This window comes from Alkalibacterium gilvum (assembly GCF_900109085.1).
GTDB lineage: Bacteria > Bacillota > Bacilli > Lactobacillales > Carnobacteriaceae_A > Alkalibacterium > Alkalibacterium gilvum.
Map to the genome: position 1 here is coordinate 22,628 of NZ_FNYW01000012.1, position 21,102 is coordinate 43,729.

The following is a 21,102-nucleotide window of genomic DNA, read 5'->3' on the forward strand; positions in this document are numbered from 1 at the left end:
AAAAGTAAGCACTCTTTCCTCTCTCCCCACATTCTATTTTACCATATTTATTCATCTATAGCGAATGTCTGTTCTATCTTGTGATTGTTTAATATATTGTGTGTTATTTTTTCAAGTTCTGATTGATTTGTGAACTCTCCACGTATTAGATCAGGTAAGATTTCAGCTAAAAAATACTGAACACTATCTAATTCTTTAAATTCTAGTATTGTATCTAATGATTCTTGGTATATTTCATTAAATAAGGGTTCCGGGTTCCCTTTTTGTATTTCACCAAATGATTCATATAAAAGATCCACTTTATCGGCCACTGATAGTATTTTCCCTTCCATTGACTCGTCTTTTCCTTCTTTTAGACGTTCATGGTAAATAGCCTGGAATTCTTCCGGGAACTCTGCCTCTATAAAGTGCTGCGTCATCGATTCTTCAACATGAGCCAGACGCCCTCTTAGATCTGGATCAGCATACTTAACAGGTGTTTTTATATCTCCAATAAAAATTTCAGCGTAATCATGGTTCAACGCTTTTTCATACAACGCTTTCCAGTTTATATCGTTCCCTCTATTTTCTTCAACCGTTCCCAAAAACTGTGCAATTTTAGTTACTTTAAAAGAATGTTCCGCTACGGAGTGTTCCTCGTACTTGAACTTTCCCGGACAACGATAAATCTTTTCCAAATCACTTAAACTCTTGAAATATTCATGTACACCCATCTTCTTCTCCCCTTTTTTTATAAAAGTTACCTTATGTTATCAGATTTTCGTTATGGTTTCCAATTTTTAGTTTTTTTAATTCAAACGTATTGACCTTTAACTCTTTGCAAAACTGTAAAGACTTCCCTATTAATTTATTCTATATTATATACAAAACCCCAGAAAACAGCTTTAGAAGCGTTACCTTCTATCGCCATCTTCTGGGGATGAACGTTTTATTTTAGTAAGTGGTGTCTTCTAATAAAACTAATCCTAAATCGTGTGCATCTTCTTCATAAATTGGTGTTTCAGTTATAATAAGTTCTCCATCTAACCGTTTTACTTTTAGTTTGCTATAAGAACGATTATTAAATAATGATTCAGTCAAATCTTCAACTGAATGTAAAGGTGCTTCATTTGATTCTACCAATACATTACCCACTTCGATTGCCATTCGCTCTGCTGGACTATTAGGTCTGACCGCTACGACACGCAGTCCGTCTTGATCAGGCCCAAATTTAAATGTCCATTTTCTTTCTCTTTGTCTATGTCTATATAATACATAAACGCCTCCGGCTGAAAGAACTACTAGACCTAATGCACTAAATTCATCAAGCCAGAATGACAGACCAAAAATTATGGTGTTTATTATAGCAAGAACAGTAAAATCCTTTGATAGTGCTTTTTTTGCTAGTGAAGGCAGTTGAGCTTGAACTGTATATCTAAATCCTAAGAGTACAGGAATCACTAAGAAAGAGTAAGTTTTGTTACCTATTGAAAAAACAGGCCACCATTCAAAAAGAGCTGTTATTGTATCTCCTGGCACAACTACAACTAATGGTATAAGCCATAAAGGTGTCATTCTATAGCGGGCAACCAATTTACCACGTTTAGTTTTCAAAAATCTTGGTATAAATTTATCCAATTTCTTTTTAGTTAAGATGCCAACTGTGCTCAGCAGCATAAGTATGGCTAGTAAATAGATAACTTGAGTACTCTCATAATCCATTGGTGTTTGACTAAACACTGGGCTGTTCCATTGCTTTAAAATTTCTCCAAACAAGGACGTCTCAGTTACAAACATGTTGAGTAGCAATACAGCTAAACCAGATAGGCTGAAGGTGAATATGGGATGAATAAAGCGATAGCCTAATCCCAAAAATAGTATGGTAATGATTTGATAGCTAATTAACCAGTCGATAGTCACTGTCATTCCTACAAAAACAGATAATAAAGACAGCACAACGCCTGGTATAATTCCCCAAGTCAGTAATCGCTTGATTTCATAATTCTCCTTATAAATTACCGTTCGCAATTGATATCTGGAATGTTTGAAGCGTCTACTTTTAGCTAAAAGTGCTAAAAAAAACCCTATAATAAATGTAGGCTGTAATACAAATAATAAAAGAGCTAATAATAAATTCTCTAATAGTGTCATAATATTCATCCTTTAAATCCATATTTACTTTATTTTATCACATAAATGCTTAACTTACTTTGTTTAGGCAAAAAAACAGCTCTTAATGCGAGTAAAAGATTCACATTAAGAGCTATTATCGCTACAACGTCACCATTTAGTATGATTAACATCGATGCAATATTTTATATTTTCAAGAATTTTCGTATGGATAGCGCTGATCCAATACTTCCAATAACTACTCCAATCGTTAAGAGCAGTCCTACGATTTGAATAAGGAATGGATTAGGCGGTAGTAAACTGAAATATGTGCCTGATAAGAAGTTCATAATCGTATCAAAACCGCTGATATATATATAAGAAATGATTGAAACAGGTATCAACGCTCCAACGAATCCTATAAGGGCACCTTCAATCAAGAATGGCCATCTAATAAACCAGTTTGTTGCTCCAACCAGTTTCATTATTTCTATTTCTGTTCTTCTAGAGAAGATAGTAATTCTTATGGTATTGGAAATCAGGAATATTGCAGTGAAAATAAGGGCACCAATAATTATTGCACCGACATTTCGTACAGTATCCATAATTTCAAATAACCGATCTGCTTCTGCCCCACCGTAATTGACATCATCCACTATGGGACCAATTTCTTCAGCTTCTGCTGCAACTTCTGAGGTGAATTCAGGTTCAGACGTATTCAAAACAAACACATCATGTAAAGGATTGTCATCGCCTTCGAACAAACCGAACTCTTCGCCGTAACTACCCATAACATCATCAAGTTCTTTTTCTCTACTTCTAAATTCTATGTCTTCAACATTCTCAATTTTTTCAAGATCACTTTCAAGTGCATCTCTTTCTTCTTTTTCTGATCCTGTCGCAATATAGACTCTGACACTTACATCTTCTTCAACGTCTGAGGCTAATTTATTTACGTTCATTAATAGGGCAATCAAACTTCCCACTAGTAGTAAAGTGATTGCTACAGCACTGACTGCGGCAAAAGTCATCCAGCCATTACGAATAATGCTTTTGAAGGACTCTTTAATATGTCTTCCTATTGTTCTAATTCTCATAACCGTACTCCCCTCTTTCTTGGTCACGGGCTATGCGGCCATTCTCAACGGCTAAAACACGGTGTCTTACACGGTTAACAATTTCGCTATTATGTGTGGCCATGATTATTGTTGTTCCATGGCTGTTGATTTCTTCTAGTAAATCCATGATCCCTTCAGCTGTTTCCGGATCCAGATTACCCGTAGGCTCATCCGCAATCAACACACGCGGCATGTTAGCTATGGCTCTAGCTATGGCTACACGTTGTTGTTCTCCACCTGACAGTTCATTTGGGAACATACGAACTTTATGTTTTAATCCAACTAAGTCCAAAACCTCTAATGAGCGCTTTTCTATTTGTCTAGGGTTTTTATTCACAACTTGCATAGCATACGCAACATTTTCATATACAGTTAAGCGTGGCAAGAGCTTGAAGTCTTGGAAGACCACACCGACATGTCTTCTGAGGTAAGGAATTTTCTTATTTTTTAAATTCATTAAATCAAATTCACCGACTTTTACTGTTCCTTTTGTCGGAAGTTCTTCGCGGTAAATCATTTTAATAAATGTTGATTTCCCTGCTCCACTCGGACCTACAACATAGACAAAATCACCTTGTTCAATCGTAACATCTAAGCCATTGATAGCTGTGATGCCGTTAGGATATTTTTTATAGACATTCTTCATCTCTATCATTTAATTATCACCTATCTATTATATATTGTTATTCATTCTGGTAAGCAATCTTAAGCATTTCATTTGCTTTTTGTAACCTTACTTATTATATCATCATTTTCACCGATGTCTGTTTTAAAAAAATTACAATTTTATTTCAATGCATAATGAAGTAAAGCCGTCTATTAATTAAACATTCCTTAATTCCTTGGTTTTATAACAGCAGACTTCTAGCTATAGATAGTATAATAACAAGCATTATCTCAGATTCACCTTTATGAAAATTAACGATATGAACATAGCCTTCACTTCTGTTTTATATTACAGCGATATGAATTATTGTCTAAAATGTGACAGAATCAGATTCTCAAACAAATACAGACTTCCTAAAAAGGAAGCCTGTATTTGTTTAATATACTTTACCTGCTCATTGTTAATCTTAAATAGGCATCGATAAATTGATCGATATCACCATCCATAACAGCATCCACATTTCCTGTTTCTGTATCTGTACGGTGGTCTTTAACCATAGAATAGGGGTGGAAAACATAAGAACGAATTTGAGATCCCCAGCCTATTTCTTTTTGTTCTCCTCTTATATCATCCATTTCCTTTTCCTTTTCTTCGCGCTCTTTTTGATACAATTTTGCCTTCATCATGTTCATTGCTTGTTCTTTATTCGCCATCTGTGAACGCCCGGCTTGACTGGAAGTTACAAACCCTGTTTCTTTGTGGGTGATTCGAACAGCTGAGTCTGTTTTATTGACATGCTGTCCTCCCGCGCCGCTTGCGCGAAACGTATCAACGCGGATTTCATCAGGATTTATTTCTATATCGATGTCATCATTTATTTCTGGTATCACGTCAATTGATACAAAAGAGGTGTGACGTCTTCCACTCGAATCAAAGGGGGATATACGCACAAGTCGATGTACCCCTTTTTCTGCCTTCAACAAGCCATATGCATTCATTCCCGTTACCAAGAGGGTGACACTTTTTATGCCTGCCTCATCTCCACTTTGATAATCTAGAACTTTATAAGAAAAACCTTTTTTCTCCACCCAACGTGTATACATACGGTAGAGCATTTCACCCCAATCCTGAGATTCAGTCCCCCCAGCTCCAGGGTGCAATTCTACTATAGCATTATTTTTGTCATAAGGTTCATTTAACAACATATCTAACTCAAATTGATTAACTACCTGAGCAAGTTCAGCTAAATCCGTCTCAATTTCAGCTCGGATATCTTGATCCTCTTCTTCCCGTAACATATCCAATAAAATAGTTATTTCCTCAATCAGGTCTTCCATTTTATTAAAGGTTTGAAAGACTTCTTTCTTCTCATTGGCTTCTTTTATAACTTTTTGAGCTTTTTCTTGATTATCCCAAAAGCTAGGATCCGCCATCATATGATCAAACTCAGCAATATCTGTTTCCAGCTTTTCTAAGTCAAAGAGACCCCCTAAAGTTATCAACATTATTTCTTGCTTCATTTAATTTATTTATCATTTCGCTTGTTTCCATAATTAACCCCCATTTTATATAAAAGACTGCTTTTTTGTCAACCTCATTTGAACTTAAGTTTTTTAAACATCTTTTAAAAAAGCAGACCCGCCATCTACGTCACGGCTACTACTTAACAATCAAAAATCATCAAGTAATAGCCGCTCCAGTGATACGGGTCTGAACACTTTTTATCCCACGCCTTATCTTGTTAGCCTAATCGTGTTTGTACTTTTTCATTATCGGATTGCTTCATTTTATCTGATTTTCGTCTGACACGTTTTTTGTCGCTACTTGGTTTTGCTTGTTCTCTTTCAAGATTCTGTCTAATTTGAGATTTCATCAATAAACGTGTTACGTCGTGCTCGATTTCACCAATCATTTCTTCAAATAGTGTGAAACCTTCTTGTTGGTATTCCGTAAGTGGGTTGAATTGACCATAAGAACGTAAGCCAATGCCTTGTCTTAGTTGATCCATCTGATCAATGTGATCTGTCCACTTTCTATCCACAACTCTTAGTACTACAACTTTTTCAAATTCAAGTACTTGTTCCTTACCATTTAGTTCAGATGTTTTTGCTTCATAATTTGCCAATGATAAATCTACAAGTAATTTTTCAATTTCCCCTGCATTTTTCCCTTCAAGATCTTCTACACTTAGATCTTCTGGATGAACAAGCGTTGTATGCGCAAAATCCTCAATATGGTCGAGATTCCATTGCGACGCGTCTTCTTGTTGTGTATTTAATTCAACATAACGTTTGATTGTTCGTTTGATCATAGGAATAGTCACATAGTTCAACGAATCATTTTCTAAAATAACTTCTTGTCTTTGAGAATAAATAACTTCACGTTGTTCACGCATAACATCATCATATTTTAGAACATTACGTCGTGTATCATAGTTATTTCCTTCGACACGTTTTTGAGCAGATTCAACTTGTCGACTAATCATGCGACTTTGAATAACTGCATTATCTTCAGCAATCTTTAATTGCTCAAGAACCATACGAATACGCTCAGAACCAAAACGTTTCATCAAGTCATCTTCTAAGGAAAGGTAGAATTGTGAAACACCTGGGTCTCCTTGACGGCCCGAACGTCCTCGAAGCTGATTATCAATACGTCTAGATTCATGTCGTTCTGTTCCGATAACAGATAAGCCGCCTAATTCTTTTACGCCAGGACCTAATTTGATGTCTGTTCCACGTCCAGCCATGTTGGTAGCAATAGTTACCGCTCCAGGCTGCCCGGCATTAATAACGATTTCAGCTTCACGGAAGTTATTTTTAGCATTCAAAATTTCATGTGGAATGCCCGCTTTTTTCAGTAAATCACTAATCAATTCAGATGTTTCAACCGCTACAGTTCCGACTAAAATCGGCTGACCTTTTGCATGACGCTCTTTGATATCAGCTACGACAGCTTTAAACTTACTTTCTAATGTTGGGTAAAGAAGGTCATCACGGTCGTCACGAATCAACGGTCTGTTTGTCGGTATAGCTATAACATTCATATTATAAATTTCACGGAACTCTTCTTCTTCTGTTTTAGCTGTACCGGTCATACCTGACAGCTTTTTATACATACGGAAGTAGTTTTGGAAAGTAATCGTCGCCATAGTTTTAGATTCTTTTTGAATCTCAACATTTTCTTTTGCTTCAATTGCTTGATGTAGTCCATCTGAATAACGACGGCCTTCCATAATTCTTCCAGTGAACTGGTCAACAATTTTCACTGCGTTATCATCAACAACATAATCGATGTCCAATAGCATGATATAATTCGCACGTAGAGATTGATCCAAGTGATGTACAAGTGCTTGGTTTTCAATGTCATATAAATTATCTACATGGAATGTTCCTTCTGCTTTCTCGATACCTTCCTCAGTTAATGATATGGATTTAGATTGTAAATCAATTGTATAATCTTCTTCTTCTTTCAAACCTTTTACAAAGAAGTCACAACGTGTGTAGAAAGATGTGGACTTGTTTGCTTGTCCAGAAATAATTAAAGGTGTACGCGCCTCATCAATTAAAATAGAGTCGACCTCATCTAAAATAGCAAAATTTAAAGGACGCTGTACCATCTGTTCTTTATATACAACCATATTATCTCTTAAATAATCAAAACCAAGTTCGTTGTTGGTAGAATACGTTATATCGCAAAGATACGCTTCTCTTTTTTCAGCTGACGTTTTAGCATTTAGGTTCAAGCCAACAGTCAAGCCCATCCAACGGTATAACTCACCCATCTCTTCAGCATCACGCGTCGCTAAATAATCGTTAACCGTGACAACATGAGCCCCTTCGCCAGCAATGGCATTCAAGTAAACTGGCATTGTAGCCGTCAGAGTTTTACCTTCACCCGTCTTCATTTCAGAAATATTACCTTCATGGAGGGATACCCCACCCATTAATTGTACTCTAAAGGGATATAAGCCAAGTACACGTCGTGCCGCTTCTCTTACCGTAGCAAAAGCTTCGACTAGCATGTCATCAAGACTTTCTCCTTTAGCATAGCGATTTTTAAATTCTTCTGTCTTTGCTTTTAATTCTTCATCGGATAGTGCTTCCATTGTGCCACTTAGTGCTTCAATTTTATCTGCAATTTTTCCATATCTTTTTAAAACTTTATTATCATTTTCAAATATTCTTTTTAATAAATGAGCCATGAATGTAAATCTCCTCTATTATTCATTTCTACTACTATACTTCTACTCGTTCTCATACTGTATTATCATATCATTATTAGACGGCAAATAAAAGACCTGTAAAAACATATATGTACAAGGATAACTTGAAATTTCAGTTCGTTCTGTTTACATAGCAAACGGTTACATTTTTTGGCTGTTATCACCTCAAAAAAAGACGACCGCCGCTTTATTAAATAAAGCGGCGGTCGTCTTTTTAACTTTCAATTATACGTAGATAAATTCAAATTAGTCTGTTTCGATTAATCCGTATTTGCCATCTTTTCGTTTATAGACGATACTTGTTCCATTTGTATCTGCATCTTCAAAAATAAAGAAATTATGGCCTAACATATCCATCTGTAGGACAGCTTCTTCTGCATCCATTGGTTTAAGACTTAAACGTTTTGTTCTAACAATTGCTGCACTCAAGTCTTCTTCGCCGTCTTCGTCTACATTCAATTCCGCCCATAGATCGTTATCAACTGGTTGTGGTGCATTGACACCTTGTGAACGGCGATTTTTTCTATTTATTTTTGTTTTATATTTTCTCATTTGTCGCTCTAGTTTATCAACAACTAGGTCAACGCTTCCGTATAAATCTGGGGAAGTTTCCTCTGCACGTAATACCACGTAAGGCAGTGGAATAGTGACTTCTACTTTTGCCGTTTTATCAGAGTATGTTTTCAAGTTAACATGTGCGTTAGCTTCCGGCACATCGTTAAAATATTTCTCTATTTTTCCTACCTTTTTTTCTACGTACTCTCTTATGGCTTGAGTCACCTCAATGTTTTCTCCTCTAACATTGTATCTAAGCATAATACTTCACCCTTCCAAATCTAGTATAGCCTCGTCCTCATAACTAAGTATCAAGGCCATCATTTAGCAATTCATTTATGATTGCTTAATATTATTATACCCGATAGCGTTTACTTTCTCAATCAAAGTACACCTTTTTCATAAACTTAAATTACCTAAACAATGAGAATGTCTTTATGCTAGCTGGAAAACAGTTTTTCAAAGAATCAGCGGCATGGAATAATGTCCGACCTGTTGTGTATAAGTCATCCACGAGTATAACGTTCTTCCCTTTTAATTGTGACTCTACACCATTTTTCAGTACAAAAGGTTGTTTCATTTCCATGCGTTCTTTTTTATTTTTCTTTGCTTGTTTTTCTTCCTCACTTATATTTTCTAGAGCCCTAATGTAGGATATGCCAGCATTTTCAAGCAATAATTCCACTTGATTGAATCCCCTAACAGTTAAACTTTTCCCACTTATAGGAATAGGTATAAAGACAGAGTCTTTTAAACGAGACTTAAAACAGTTATTAAGCTGACTAGAAAACAAAAGAGCAAGTTCACAATCACCCATTATTTTATACTTTTCCATGTACTCTTTGGCAAAGTGGTTATAATAAAACAGGCTCCGATGCTTAAAGTCATAATCTGGATATATCTTTTTCCATTTGAGACAATCTTGACATTGCTTGTCTTTAGACGGCTTACAGCATGTACCACATTGATCGTGTTTATTTGACACTGGTTCTAAACGATTCATGCATGTATTACAGATATATTCTTTTTTTGCCTTTTCTAAAAATAACCCAGAAAAGGTTAATGCTATTTCAATTTTCTCTTCACACCACAAACACTGAGTCATTGGATTAATCCTCGACTGCGAGCTATTCGATTCATTCGCTTTACTTGTCTTATTGCTCGTTTCATCGCTCTTGTCCATCCTTCGTGATAAAACGTAACGTTACCTTTTGGATACTTACTTGACCGTCCTACTCTACCTGCAATTTGGACTAGCGCGGCTTCGGTAAAAACGGAGTGATCTGAATGCCATACGAGCACATCAATATTAGCAAAGGTAACACCGCGTTCTAAAATGGTTGTGGTTACTAAAAAATCCAAATTTTCTTTACGCATGTCTAGAACCTTCTCTTTCCTGAGTGGATCTTTAGAATGAACACATTCAAAGGAGATCTCTAAAAAAAGGGAAGCTAGAAGTGGTTGCAATTTTTCCATCAATGTAATGGTGGGAACAAAGAGTAGAAATTTCTTCTTTTGATTGATTAACCTTTTCATGTGCTTAATAAGGCGTGTTTTTTCAATGTTTTTATTCATCCTCAAACTATTTTTTTGATACTGTGCTTGTGGTACAGGTAACATAAAGCCATGATAACGTGCTGGAAGTATGACTGCCTCTATCTTTTTATTTTTTATTCGGCTTTGCATCTTTTTATCAGGAGTTGCTGTCAAGTAGACCAGACTTGATATCTTTTTACGTGACTTTTCTGCCGCAAATAAGAGAGGCTTATTCATATGAAACGGATAAGCATCTACTTCATCAATAATTAAAAGATCAAACGCATCTTGAAAACGATAAAGTTGGTGGGTTGTCGCAATAACAAACTGCGTATATTTGAATGCTTCCTCTACACCGCCATATAAAACAACCAAGGATACTTCAGGAAAGACCTTCTGCATTCTTGGTGCAAGCTCCAAACAAACATCAACTCTTGGAGACGCTATACATACACGTTTGTTGTTTTCTAGAGCCATCTGTATCCCTTTAAATAGTATCTCTGTTTTCCCAGCACCAGCCACAGCCCAAAGAATGGTTTCCTTTTGGTTACGTATATTTTCATTGATTTGATTTGATGCCATTCTTTGCTGCTCTGAAAGTTCTCCTTTCCAAGACAAACAAGGTATATCAAAAGGCTTAAACACACATGGATCAGGTATAGAATATAAGGACGCACATTCTCTTACTTTACCCATATTAATGCATTCACGACAATAGAGACAGGTTGATCCACAGACACATGGATACCTTTTGGATAGGTTTAATTGCGTGGAACATCTGGTACATATTTTCTTATCCCCTTTGGTTGTGATAGCTGATTTGATATTCAACTGCTTTTCAATATCTTTCGTCAGTAAAAAAGGAATGTCTTCCTTCAACAGACTTCTGCCATATAACACTGATTCATCCATCATATTTATCACTCCTAAACGTTTTCTTACTATATATATTTACCAACGCTTAAAAAAGTGACTTTTTTTCATCAAAAAAAGACATCAGAATTCTGATGTCTTTCATTTATATTAAAAATAATAGCAAATTATAGTCTGTTGATATCCATGGTCCAAGACATTCCGATAGCTCCTTCGCCAATGTGAACACCGACGACAGGTCCTAAAAAGCTGAAATTAAATCTAACTTCTGGAAATTTACTTTCCATTTTTCCTTTGAAAACAAGGGCTTCCTCTTTAGAATAGGAGTGCACCACAGTTGCTTCAATGGGATAATCTTTTTCTTTTGTGGATTCTTCAAGCAGTGTTTCAATTTTTTTCAAGGCTTTCTTCTTGGTTCTAATTTTATCCCAGACGACAATTTCTCCGCCTTTAAAAGTTAGCACAGGTTTAATTTTTAGAGCTGTTGCCACTCCTCCTGCTGTTCGGGATAAGCGTCCACCTTTTATAAGGTTAGTTAAATCATCAACAATAAAATAAATTTCTGTTTCTTTTTTTATTTCATCTAGTTTTTCGATTATTTCATTTACTGTTCGTTTTTCTTTAGCTAATTTCGCAGCGGCCTTTACTAAAAACGCTTGTCCTGCGGCAGCCATCTCAGAATCATATGGATAAACATTAATATTATTCATACTATTCGCTACGCTATAAACATTTTGAAACGTTCCTGATATTCGACTAGATAGGTGTATACTAATAATTGCATCATATTCTTCTTCCAAGCTCTGATATAGTTTAGTCAGATCCCCAACAGTTGGCTGAGAACTTGTTGGTAATTGCTTGACTTGCCTCACCTTTTCAAAAAAATACTCCGGTGTAATATCAACTTCTTCTTTAAATACTTCATCCTTAAATATGACAGATAGGGGTACAAAGTAGATGTTATCCTCTTCATATTCTTTCTTGTTTAAGTAGGCAGTACTATCTGTTACAATAGCTATACGCATTTTTTCACCTCGTTTTTATAAAAATCAATCTGATAATCACCTTTACACTATAGCATGTTTCTGTCTATTCTCCAACAAAAAGACTATTTCGAAAGGGACTTATAAATGGAAAATCACCGAACAATTAAACAATACGGCTCTCATGAATTAATCATAAAAAAATCTCGTTTTATTTGTACGTTAGCGCGTACAGAAACAGAAGATGAAGCTCAAACCTTCATTGAACGTATCAAAAAAGAGCATTGGAAAGCAACGCACAATTGTTCAGCCTATCTCATTAATGGACAAACCTTGATTCAACGTGCCTCTGATGATGGTGAACCTAGTGGTACAGCTGGGGTTCCTATACTAGAAGTACTGAAAAAACAAAAATTACAAAATGTGACTGCTGTCGTCACTCGTTATTTTGGTGGAATTAAACTGGGGGCTGGGGGGCTGATTAGGGCGTATGGAAAAGCTACAAGTGGTGCGCTCTTGGAAGTAGGTATTGTTGAAAAACAGCTTCATCAATTTATCTCATTATCTGTTTCCTATCCTGTCAGTGGAAAACTCCAAAATATCCTTGAAGAATCTAAGTATATGGTTCACTCTGTCGACTATACAGACGTTGTGTCTTTTCACTGCGTAATACCTGTTCAAGAAACCGAGTATTTTAAAGAAGAAGCAACCAACTGGACAAATGGAAACGTAACGTTTCAGAACGGAAAACAAGCTTGGATAGAGGTGCCTGTAGAAAATTAATGATTCTTTTAAGTGCTCTTTTTATTCGGACGCTTTTATATTCCTTGGTAAACGGTTAAATTTTCACTTGTAGATTGACATATATAGCATTTAGCATAATAATAGTAATGAAATAATTAATGAGCCATTTTTATTTGAAGGAGCAACTCAAGTGTCCAAACAAAATAAACAAGCCCGTTCAACACGCATTCAAACAATAAATAAAAAAAAGAAAAGAACCCAGCGTATTATTCTCAGTATTTTGATCCCATTGTTCACCGTAATCCTTATTGGCGCTATATATATTGCCAAACTGTTTGCAACGGTTGAAAATGAAATCGATGCTTCTTTTGCAGAAATCGATCGACATACTCCTGTTGAAAAAGTAAATCCTATTGATGAGCCTGTCTCTTTCCTATTTATGGGCGTAGATAACAACGATGATCGCCAGCTCGGTTCGACTCGAGCTGATTCAATTATTTACGCAACTCTAAACCCAACAACACATGAGATGAACATGGTATCTATTCCAAGAGACACTTACGTTCCAATTATCAATAAAGGAACAACCTTGCGATACGATAGAATAAATTCAGCTTATGCGGTTGGAGAAGAAAGTGCTATGGTTGAAACCGTTGAAGCTTGGCTGGATTTGCCTATTCACTATTATGCAACCTTTAATTTCGCCGCCTTTTTAAATATCATAGATGAACTCGGTGGCATAGAAATGGATGTCCCCGTCGCTATTAATGAAATGAATTCGAATGATCAATCGGGATCTATTCAACTAGATGAAGGCTTTCAGTTATTAAATGGCGAAGAAGCTCTGGCCTTAGCACGTACGAGGAAAATTGATAATGATGTCGCGCGTGGCGGTCGTCAGCAGATGATTATTGAAGCTATTATAAAGAAAGCTCTGAATTTTAAATCCATTTCAAAATACACACGTATTGCTGAAACGGTTGGAAGTAATATGCAAACAGATATGAGAATGAATGACATGCTAGCAATCGCTCAAACGGGATTAAATGATTCCTTTTCCATCTCAACACATATTTTTGAGTGGTCAAGCTTTACTGAACGTGGCATGGATCTTGTTCGTATAAATTCCGATAGTCTTTTATCCATCCAAAACGAATTAAGTGATTCACTAAATAAAGTAGAAAACTCTTCAAATACATCCGCGACAAACGAAGATGAACTTACCACAATTAAAGATACCACCGAAAACTAAAAACCACTTGAATCGTTTAGTGCTGAACGATTCAAGTGGTTTTATTTATTTGTTTTTCTTACAAAACGTTTAATTACAGTGAGTATAGGCCGTCTATTCTCATCAACAAGACCTATAAGCTCCACAAATAATAACACACCGACAAAAACAAAAATGGTTAACAAGACAGACCCGATAAGTGTTGAGAAATTATAAAGCAATGCTATAATTGAAAAAATAGCTGAAACACTGTAAATAGCTAATACAGTCTGACGATGCGAGAGGCCAAGTGTCATTAATCGATGATGGATATGACTTTTATCCGCTACAACGATTGACTGTTTCTTCACTTTTCTTCTCACCATAGCGAAAAGGGTATCCGTAATGGGAATTCCCATAATAATAACTGGAAGAACCAAAGATATAAGGGTTGCATTTTTAAGACCTTGAAGAGAAAATACACCAATCATGAATCCTAAAAATAAAGCCCCGGTATCGCCAAGAAAAATGCTGGCAGGCTGAAAATTGTATGGCCAGAAACCAGCAATAGCTGCAACCAATATAAATATCATGATAGAAACCGATACTTCTTCTATAGTGAGAAAGAAAAATCCGATGATTCCCATTGTTGTTAGGGCAATCATTGAAATACCACTCGCTAAACCATCTAGGCCATCAACTAAATTAATAGCATTCGTAAAACTTACAATCCATAAAAGGGTAAAGGGTAACTTTAATGATCCAAATGCCAGAGTCCCAATATAGGGAAAGGTCATTGTCTCAAGAGCAACATCTCCGTAAAAATAAATCACTGTTGCTGCTGCAAGGGTTCCAAGTAATTTTATTAATGCAGATAATTCAAATAAGTCATCAACTATACCTATTAAAACAATCAGCGTCGAAGCAAGAAACAAAGGAATCAATTGCCCTCTAGGTATGGGTAATAGAAAAAAAACTGCTATATAAAAGGAGACATAAATAATTACTCCGCCCATTGTGGGCATTCTTTTTTTGTGAACCCTTCGTTCTTTTGACTCTGGATCATCTGTAATACCAATTTTAATCGCCATGTGTGTGAACAGAGGGGTCAATATTAGCGACGTTATCATAGTAAATATACTGACAAGAAGTACGACAAACATATCAAACATAATCATTCTCTTTTCATGCTAATTTGTCATCATTATAGCATTCTAAACTTTCAAAATACAATTGCAATTCCCTTTAAACTACATTAAACTTATAAGAAGATAACAGACATTCGTTTATTCTTTGGAAAAGAGGTCCTCATGAGATCAGACAAACATAAAAACAAGCGCAAATGGTTAAAGCGTTCTGTCCTTATTTTAAGCCTACTTATCATTACGACAATAGGAATTATCGCAGGATATTATGCAAATGAAGTGAGAGAATTTTTAAACGATGTGAATAAAGATACACCTGAAGAATTACAAGATACAAGCATACAAGATAAAACGCTACGCGATCTTCAACCTATTTCTTTCCTGATTGCCGGTTTGGATGCTGAAGGTTCTGGCGAATCAAGACGCTCAGATTCTATTATTATCGCTACAGTTAATCCTGAGAAAGAATCAACAAAATTGCTTTCTATTCCCAGGGATACTTTAGTCACACTACCTGAGAGTAAAATACAGGAGAAATTTAATGCGGTATACCCAGAAGTTGGTATTTCAGGTCTGATAACTTTCGTACAAGATTATCTTGATATTCCTATTTCGTTTTACACCACTTTAAATTTTGAAGGACTCGTTGATCTGGTAGACTCAGTTGGTGGTATTACAGTGAATGCGCCTTTTGCTTTTACAGTGCAAGATAGCAATGAAACATCAGATGCCATTATTATAGAGGAAGGTTTTCAAAAGTTAAATGGGGAAGAAGCTTTAGGTTATGCCCGTATGAGAAAGCAAGACCCTAGAGGCGATTTTGGCAGACAGGAAAGACAGCGTGAAGTGATTGCAGCAGTCGTGGATGAATTAGTGTCATTAAACTCAGTTGCAAATTTCACAGATATTTTAAACGCTATACGTCCAAACTTACAAACAAATATGTCAGGCCAACAAATGATAACATTCGCTTCTAATTATATGTCCGCTGCTAATAATATCGAGTCAGTCACCCTTTCTGGAGAAGCCTCGTATGAGTATATTGAAAGATATAATCGGGAACTCTATGTTTGGAATCCATATGAAGAATCATTAAAAGAAGCACAACACACTTTACGTGAACATCTTAACCTTGACTCAAATGTTAATGAGGAGGATATTGAAAATCCTGATGAGTTAATTGAATAAATAGAATTAACACAAGCAGTGTTCAATAACCAATAAATACTGCACAATTATTTTTATCTAGTAAAAAAAGGTCACTTCCATATTAGAACGACTACAGAGTCGTTTCATATCGAAGTGACCTTTTTTATTCTAGCCAATTATTTTTCAAAATAGGAAATTAATATTCTATTTTGAAATTACATTCTATTTTTATAGAAGACTTGCTGCGGCTTCATCTACGATTAATGTAACATCTGGATGATTCTGTAAAATACTAGCTGGGACCTCTTCTGTAACAGGGCCATTAACTGTTTTGCTAATTGCTTCTGCTTTATTTTCTCCATAGGCCATTAAAATGATTTTTTTAGCGGCCATTATCGATGCAATCCCCATTGAGTAAGCGTGCTTAGGTACCTCGTCTTTGGAGTCGAAATAACGTTTATTAGCTTCGATGGTATCATCAGTCAACATCACTTTGTGTGTTTTGGTTTCAAAAGATGTACCTGGTTCATTAAATCCAATATGTGCATTCGTACCAATACCTAAAATTTGTACATCAACAGGATTTTCATCCAAAATAGTATTATAACGATCCACTTCAGTCTCTTCCGGTGCTAAACCGTCTGGTATATGTGTTTCTTTAAATGGTTTTTCAGCAAAAAGCTGTTCTTTCATAAAGAAAGCATAGCTTTGTGGGTGATCTCTTCCTATGCCGATATATTCATCAAGATTGACTGCTACCTTATCAGAAAAATCTAAGTCACTCTTTCTAATTTCTTTATATAGTGGTTCTGGAGTGCTCCCTGTTGCCAAACCAAAAACATCAGCACCTTTTTCTATTTCTTTTTTTATATGGTTATATGCGGCTTCTCCTCCCTTATCCTTATTTTTTACGATTTCAATTTTTATATTAGATGGATTAGTCGATGTCATTTACTTCTCCTCCTAGAATAGTCTGTTTAAGTGTATAATTTTTATCCAACATTATCATATCTGCATCAAAATTTGGTTTCAGTTCTCCCTTAGAAGAAAGATTAAATTCTTTTGCTTGATTATATGAACTCATTTTCACTGCCTCTTTTATTGAACAGCCAGTGAAGGCTATCATATTTTTAAATGCATCTATAAATGTTAGTACACTCCCTGCCAAAGAGCCATTGCTTAAACGTGCTTGTTTATCTTTAACTATTACTTTTTGACCACCTAATTCGCTTTCCCCTTCAGGGCTTCCTTTCGCACGCATAGCATCTGTAATCAACTCAATACCATCAGCACCTTTAGCGTTATAAGCGAGTTTCACCATTTCTTCTGTTATATGAAAACCATCAACAATCATTTCAACAGTCACATCATCTTCAAGTAATCCAAATCCACTTACACCAATTTCTCTGTGGTGTAAACCGAGTTGTCCGTTAAACAAATGCGTCACGTGTGTAGCTTTAGACTCCATTAGTTCGTCATATTTAGCACCTGAATGCCCAGCTGATAGAATAATATTGTTCTCTTGGCAGTACTCTTCAAAGTCACTGATATCTCCAGTTTCTGGAGCATAAGTGATCAAACGAATGCGATTCCCGCTTAATTCTTGCCATTTTTTTAGCACGTCAAGTTGTGCAGGTCTAATGTATTCTTCTGGTTGTGCCCCTTTGAAATCTTTAGAGATAAATGGTCCTTCAACATGAATACCTTGTATCATTGGGTTCATTTCAGCAGCTTTATTAATTGCTTTTAGTGCAGCCTCAATATTTTCATCTGACTGTGTCATCGTTGTAGGGAAATAAGTGGTAATCCCTTCAGACAACATCTTATAGGTCATTTCATTAATTTTCTCAGGATCGGCATCCATATTATCTATTCCATAGCCACCATGACTGTGAACATCTATAAATCCAGGCATCAGATACTGTCCTTTAGCATCTATTTCTTCATCTTCAGCTTGCTTTTCATACTGACTCATCGAGCCCACATCAATAATCTTTTCCGTAAACCGAAGAAAGCCATCCTCAATTTCGTCTTCACCTGTAAAAACATGCGCATTAATGTATACTTTTGTCAATTTAAAGTCTCCTTTCAGTTGATAGCTCACTCTTATTTTCACGTTAATAGCTGGGATGATACCGTTTGTTCAATTTGTACCGTTCGTGATTCTACTTCCAGAAATCATCAAAAATAGTCACTGGCAAATGTCTCTTATGTCGTGTCTTTAGATACCAGTTATCAATCTTTTTGGCTGACTCTTCAGCTATTATTTTTCCTTCTAAATAGTCATCGATCTCATCATATGTTACACCTAAAGCGATCTCATCTGCAATGTTAGGTTTATCACTTTCCAAATCAGCTGTTGGAATCTTATCGATTAAATGTTTGGGTGCCTGTAATTCTCTTAACATTTCTTTGCCTTGCCTTTTATTTAAACGAAATAACGGGTTGATATCTACCCCACCATCACCATGTTTTGTATAAAACCCAGTCACCGATTCAGCAGAGTGATCGGTCCCTAAAACAACACCACTTGTCTCTCCAGCTATTGCATATTGAACAATCATACGCTCACGCGCTTTAATGTTTCCCTTATTGAAGTCACTTAGGGTCAGTTTGTTGGCTTCAATACTTTTTTCAGTTGCATCTACTGTTGGTTTAATATCTACACGCAACATTTTGTCAGGTTTTATCCATTCTATGGCATCCATTGCTTCCGTTTCGTCTGCTTGCTTGCCATATGGCAATCTGACAGCTATAAATAGATAATCCTGATGATGAGTTTCCTGTCTTAATTCTTCGACAGCCATCTGCGCTAATTTCCCAAGCAATGTAGAGTCTTGTCCGCCAGAAATCCCCAAAACGAGTGATTTAAAAAACGAATGCTTTCGCATATATGCCTTCATAAAGTCAATGGTTCGTCGAATCTCCTTTTGTGGGTCGATGGTAGGGGAAACCCTCATCCTGTCTACTATTTCTTTTTGCATCTGAGACATCATTTTTACTTACCTCCTTTATTGTTCTAATAAAGAGCAATTAAAACTGAGAGTGTTCAGCAGGCTCATTTTTAGCGTGCTTTTCAAACATTTTAATTGTTTCTACTTTTGAATCGTAGAGTTTTTGAGAAAGGTCAACGGGATAAGGCTCGGGATTTAATAAGCGTTTATGCTCTTCCCACTGTTCTGAAAGGCTTTTTTTAGCATATTCTTTAATTTCTTCCAATGTTGGCATGTCATAAACACGCTGTCCATCAACAATAATGTCATGGAGTAAGGGGCGCGCACTAAAGTCATCTAGTGTTTTGTTGATATACGTATATTGTGGATGGAACATGAATAATTCATCCTGCGTGTCAGGCCTTTCTTCATGCAGCGCCACGTAGTCTCCTTCTGGTTTCAAGCCATCGTAGGAACGTATGCGCCATACTTGTTTTTTCCCAGGTGTTGTTATCTTGGAGGCATTGGCTGTCAGTTTCAAAGTAGGATACATTCTCTGATCATCCCCTTCAACAGCAACTATCTTGTAAACAGCCCCTAAAGCTGGCTGATCAAAGGCTGTGATCATTTTGGTTCCAACACCCCAGACATCTATTTTAGCACCCTGCATTTTAAGATTCAAAATCGTTTCTGCATTCAGATCATTGGAAACATAAATTTTAGCTTCGGGATAACCTGCCTCATCTAGTTGACGTCTGACTCTTTTTGATAAATATGAAAGGTCTCCGGAATCAAGTCTTACACCAAGAAAGTTAATTTTATCTCCCATTTCATTGGCTACTTTTATAGCATTCGGCACGCCTGAATCAAGCGTATGATAGGTGTCTACTAAGAATACACAATCTTTATGTGTTTCAGCATAGGATTTAAAGGCTTGGTATTCGTTCCTGTAGGCTTGAACGAGCGCATGTGCATGTGTCCCAGAAGCTGGTATACCAAATACTTTTCCTGCTCTCGTGTTACTAGTTGCGTCACAGCCGCCGATGTAGGTAGCACGTGCGCCCCACAATGAAGCGTCAAATTCATGAGCACGTCTTGCCCCGAACTCTAATACTGGATCATCACCGGCAGCACTCTTTATTTGAGAAGCTTTCGTGGCAATAAGCGTTTGAAAATTAACAATATTTAAGAGAGCCGTTTCTATTAACTGACAGTCGGCAATCGGTCCTTCTACTTGAATCAATGGCTCATTAGCAAAGGCTACTTCTCCTTCATTAAAAGCACGAAGCGTCCCATTAAATTTCCACTCTTTTAGATACGTTAAAAATGCCTCAGGAAAATCTTGGGTTTCTCTTAAATAATTAATATCTGACTCACTAAAAGAGAGATTTTCTATATATTGAACGACTCTTTCCAAGCCAGCAAATATTGTATACCCTATCCCAAAAGGATTACTTCGATAATACACCTCAAAAACCGCCTTATTCAAATGGTTTTTCTTTTTCCAGTATGTGTATATCATGTTTAGTTCGTAAAAATCAGTATGTAGTGCTAAGCTGTCATCCGCATAGGTTTTAGTCATCTTTTTTCCTCCTCATATATAAAGTTTCACATATAACAGTATATCACAACTCACACGTTCTTGCGCTTATTCCGGTTCCTCAGTATGTGTAAAGTTATTGTCGGAAAGTTATTCTAGAAATAATTAACACTCATTTTATTTAACTCTTTCTCAATCGTTTCGTCGCTCTGCGAGCGCCTTTAACGATTGAGAAAGAGAGCTTAATTGAATAATTTTTGTAATTGACCCATGGGGCTTGATGTAGAGCCATAATTAGCTATTCTTCCAAATTTAACACCAATCGAGGCTTGAGGTTTAACTTTTTTCAAAGCCGCCTTCACTGCGCCTTTAAACTCCGGCTGGAGTTTCGTTGAA

General features: G+C 36.3%; 18 protein-coding genes. 3 read left to right on the plus strand and 15 right to left on the minus strand.

The features are described 5' to 3' along the window. Positions 1-47: 47 nt before the first annotated feature. The 10 genes from BMX83_RS04705 to BMX83_RS04750 all read right to left on the minus strand — a co-directional run bounded on the left by BMX83_RS04705 (position 48) and on the right by BMX83_RS04750 (position 12,027). Positions 48-713, minus strand: a complete 666-nt coding sequence (locus BMX83_RS04705; RefSeq protein ID WP_091634060.1) for an HD domain-containing protein — start codon at positions 711-713, stop codon at positions 48-50. A 220-nt stretch (positions 714-933) separates the two neighbouring features. Beyond that, positions 934-2,130, minus strand: coding sequence for a S1C family serine protease (locus tag BMX83_RS04710; RefSeq protein ID WP_091634062.1), 1,197 nt, complete (start codon positions 2,128-2,130; stop codon positions 934-936). 164 nt (positions 2,131-2,294) lie between these two features. Beyond that, entirely contained in the window at positions 2,295-3,185 is an 891-nt protein-coding gene (gene ftsX, locus BMX83_RS04715; RefSeq protein ID WP_091634065.1) for a permease-like cell division protein FtsX, read from the minus strand. Continuing rightward, entirely contained in the window at positions 3,175-3,861 is a 687-nt protein-coding gene (gene ftsE, locus BMX83_RS04720) for a cell division ATP-binding protein FtsE (protein WP_091634067.1), read from the minus strand. The genes ftsX and ftsE overlap by 11 nt, the downstream gene beginning before the upstream one ends. Positions 3,862-4,259: 398 nt before the next feature. Next, a protein-coding gene (gene prfB / locus BMX83_RS04725; protein ID WP_177170500.1) for a peptide chain release factor 2 occupies positions 4,260-5,364 on the minus strand; the annotation gives its coding sequence in 2 pieces (ribosomal slippage) (positions 4,260-5,300 and positions 5,302-5,364; 1,104 coding nt in all). A 190-nt stretch (positions 5,365-5,554) separates the two neighbouring features. Next, the gene (gene secA, locus BMX83_RS04730; RefSeq protein ID WP_091634072.1) at positions 5,555-8,017 is read right to left on the minus strand and encodes a preprotein translocase subunit SecA; all 2,463 of its coding nucleotides are present in this window, start codon (positions 8,015-8,017) and stop codon (positions 5,555-5,557) included. A gap of 267 nt (positions 8,018-8,284) precedes the next feature. Next, positions 8,285-8,854, minus strand: a complete 570-nt coding sequence (gene hpf / locus BMX83_RS04735; RefSeq protein WP_091634075.1) for a ribosome hibernation-promoting factor, HPF/YfiA family — start codon at positions 8,852-8,854, stop codon at positions 8,285-8,287. 151 nt (positions 8,855-9,005) lie between these two features. Then, positions 9,006-9,698, minus strand: a complete 693-nt coding sequence (locus BMX83_RS04740; RefSeq protein WP_177170501.1) for a ComF family protein — start codon at positions 9,696-9,698, stop codon at positions 9,006-9,008. Continuing rightward, positions 9,695-11,044: an ATP-dependent helicase ComFA gene (locus BMX83_RS04745; RefSeq protein ID WP_091634081.1), complete on the minus strand. Its 1,350-nt coding sequence runs from the start codon at positions 11,042-11,044 to the stop codon at positions 9,695-9,697. The genes BMX83_RS04740 and BMX83_RS04745 overlap by 4 nt, the downstream gene beginning before the upstream one ends. Positions 11,045-11,169: 125 nt before the next feature. Beyond that, positions 11,170-12,027, minus strand: a complete 858-nt coding sequence (locus BMX83_RS04750; RefSeq protein WP_091634084.1) for a DegV family protein — start codon at positions 12,025-12,027, stop codon at positions 11,170-11,172. Between the two features lie 105 nt (positions 12,028-12,132). On the opposite strand from BMX83_RS04750, the gene BMX83_RS04755 reads away from it, so the two are divergent. Both BMX83_RS04755 and BMX83_RS04760 read left to right on the plus strand, forming a co-directional pair. Beyond that, complete coding sequence (locus BMX83_RS04755) at positions 12,133-12,768, plus strand: YigZ family protein (RefSeq protein ID WP_091634085.1); 636 nt, start codon at positions 12,133-12,135, stop codon at positions 12,766-12,768. A 151-nt stretch (positions 12,769-12,919) separates the two neighbouring features. Beyond that, a complete protein-coding gene (locus BMX83_RS04760) occupies positions 12,920-13,981 on the plus strand; it encodes an LCP family protein (RefSeq protein ID WP_091634088.1) in 1,062 nt (353 codons plus the stop codon). Between the two features lie 41 nt (positions 13,982-14,022). On the opposite strand, the gene BMX83_RS04765 is transcribed toward BMX83_RS04760, so the two are convergent. Continuing rightward, a complete protein-coding gene (locus BMX83_RS04765) occupies positions 14,023-15,111 on the minus strand; it encodes a glycosyltransferase family 4 protein (protein WP_245746630.1) in 1,089 nt (362 codons plus the stop codon). Positions 15,112-15,249: 138 nt separating this feature from the next. On the opposite strand from BMX83_RS04765, the gene BMX83_RS04770 reads away from it, so the two are divergent. After that, positions 15,250-16,272 (plus strand): LCP family protein, encoded by a 1,023-nt coding sequence (locus BMX83_RS04770; protein WP_091634091.1) that lies wholly within the window; start codon positions 15,250-15,252, stop codon positions 16,270-16,272. 189 nt (positions 16,273-16,461) lie between these two features. Here the strand turns inward: BMX83_RS04770 and BMX83_RS04775 are convergent, their stop codons facing one another. The 4 genes from BMX83_RS04775 to BMX83_RS04790 form a co-directional block, all read right to left on the minus strand. Beyond that, complete coding sequence (locus BMX83_RS04775) at positions 16,462-17,184, minus strand: glucosamine-6-phosphate deaminase (RefSeq protein ID WP_281242043.1); 723 nt, start codon at positions 17,182-17,184, stop codon at positions 16,462-16,464. Next, positions 17,171-18,307, minus strand: coding sequence for an N-acetylglucosamine-6-phosphate deacetylase (gene nagA / locus BMX83_RS04780; protein ID WP_091634094.1), 1,137 nt, complete (start codon positions 18,305-18,307; stop codon positions 17,171-17,173). Before nagA ends, BMX83_RS04775 begins: the two co-directional genes overlap by 14 nt. 91 nt (positions 18,308-18,398) lie before the next feature. Further along, on the minus strand, positions 18,399-19,226 hold the full coding sequence (gene nadE, locus BMX83_RS04785; protein ID WP_091634108.1) for an ammonia-dependent NAD(+) synthetase: 828 nt from the start codon (positions 19,224-19,226) through the stop codon (positions 18,399-18,401). A 40-nt stretch (positions 19,227-19,266) separates the two neighbouring features. Next, positions 19,267-20,748, minus strand: coding sequence for a nicotinate phosphoribosyltransferase (locus BMX83_RS04790; protein ID WP_091634097.1), 1,482 nt, complete (start codon positions 20,746-20,748; stop codon positions 19,267-19,269). Positions 20,749-21,102: the final 354 nt, after the last annotated feature.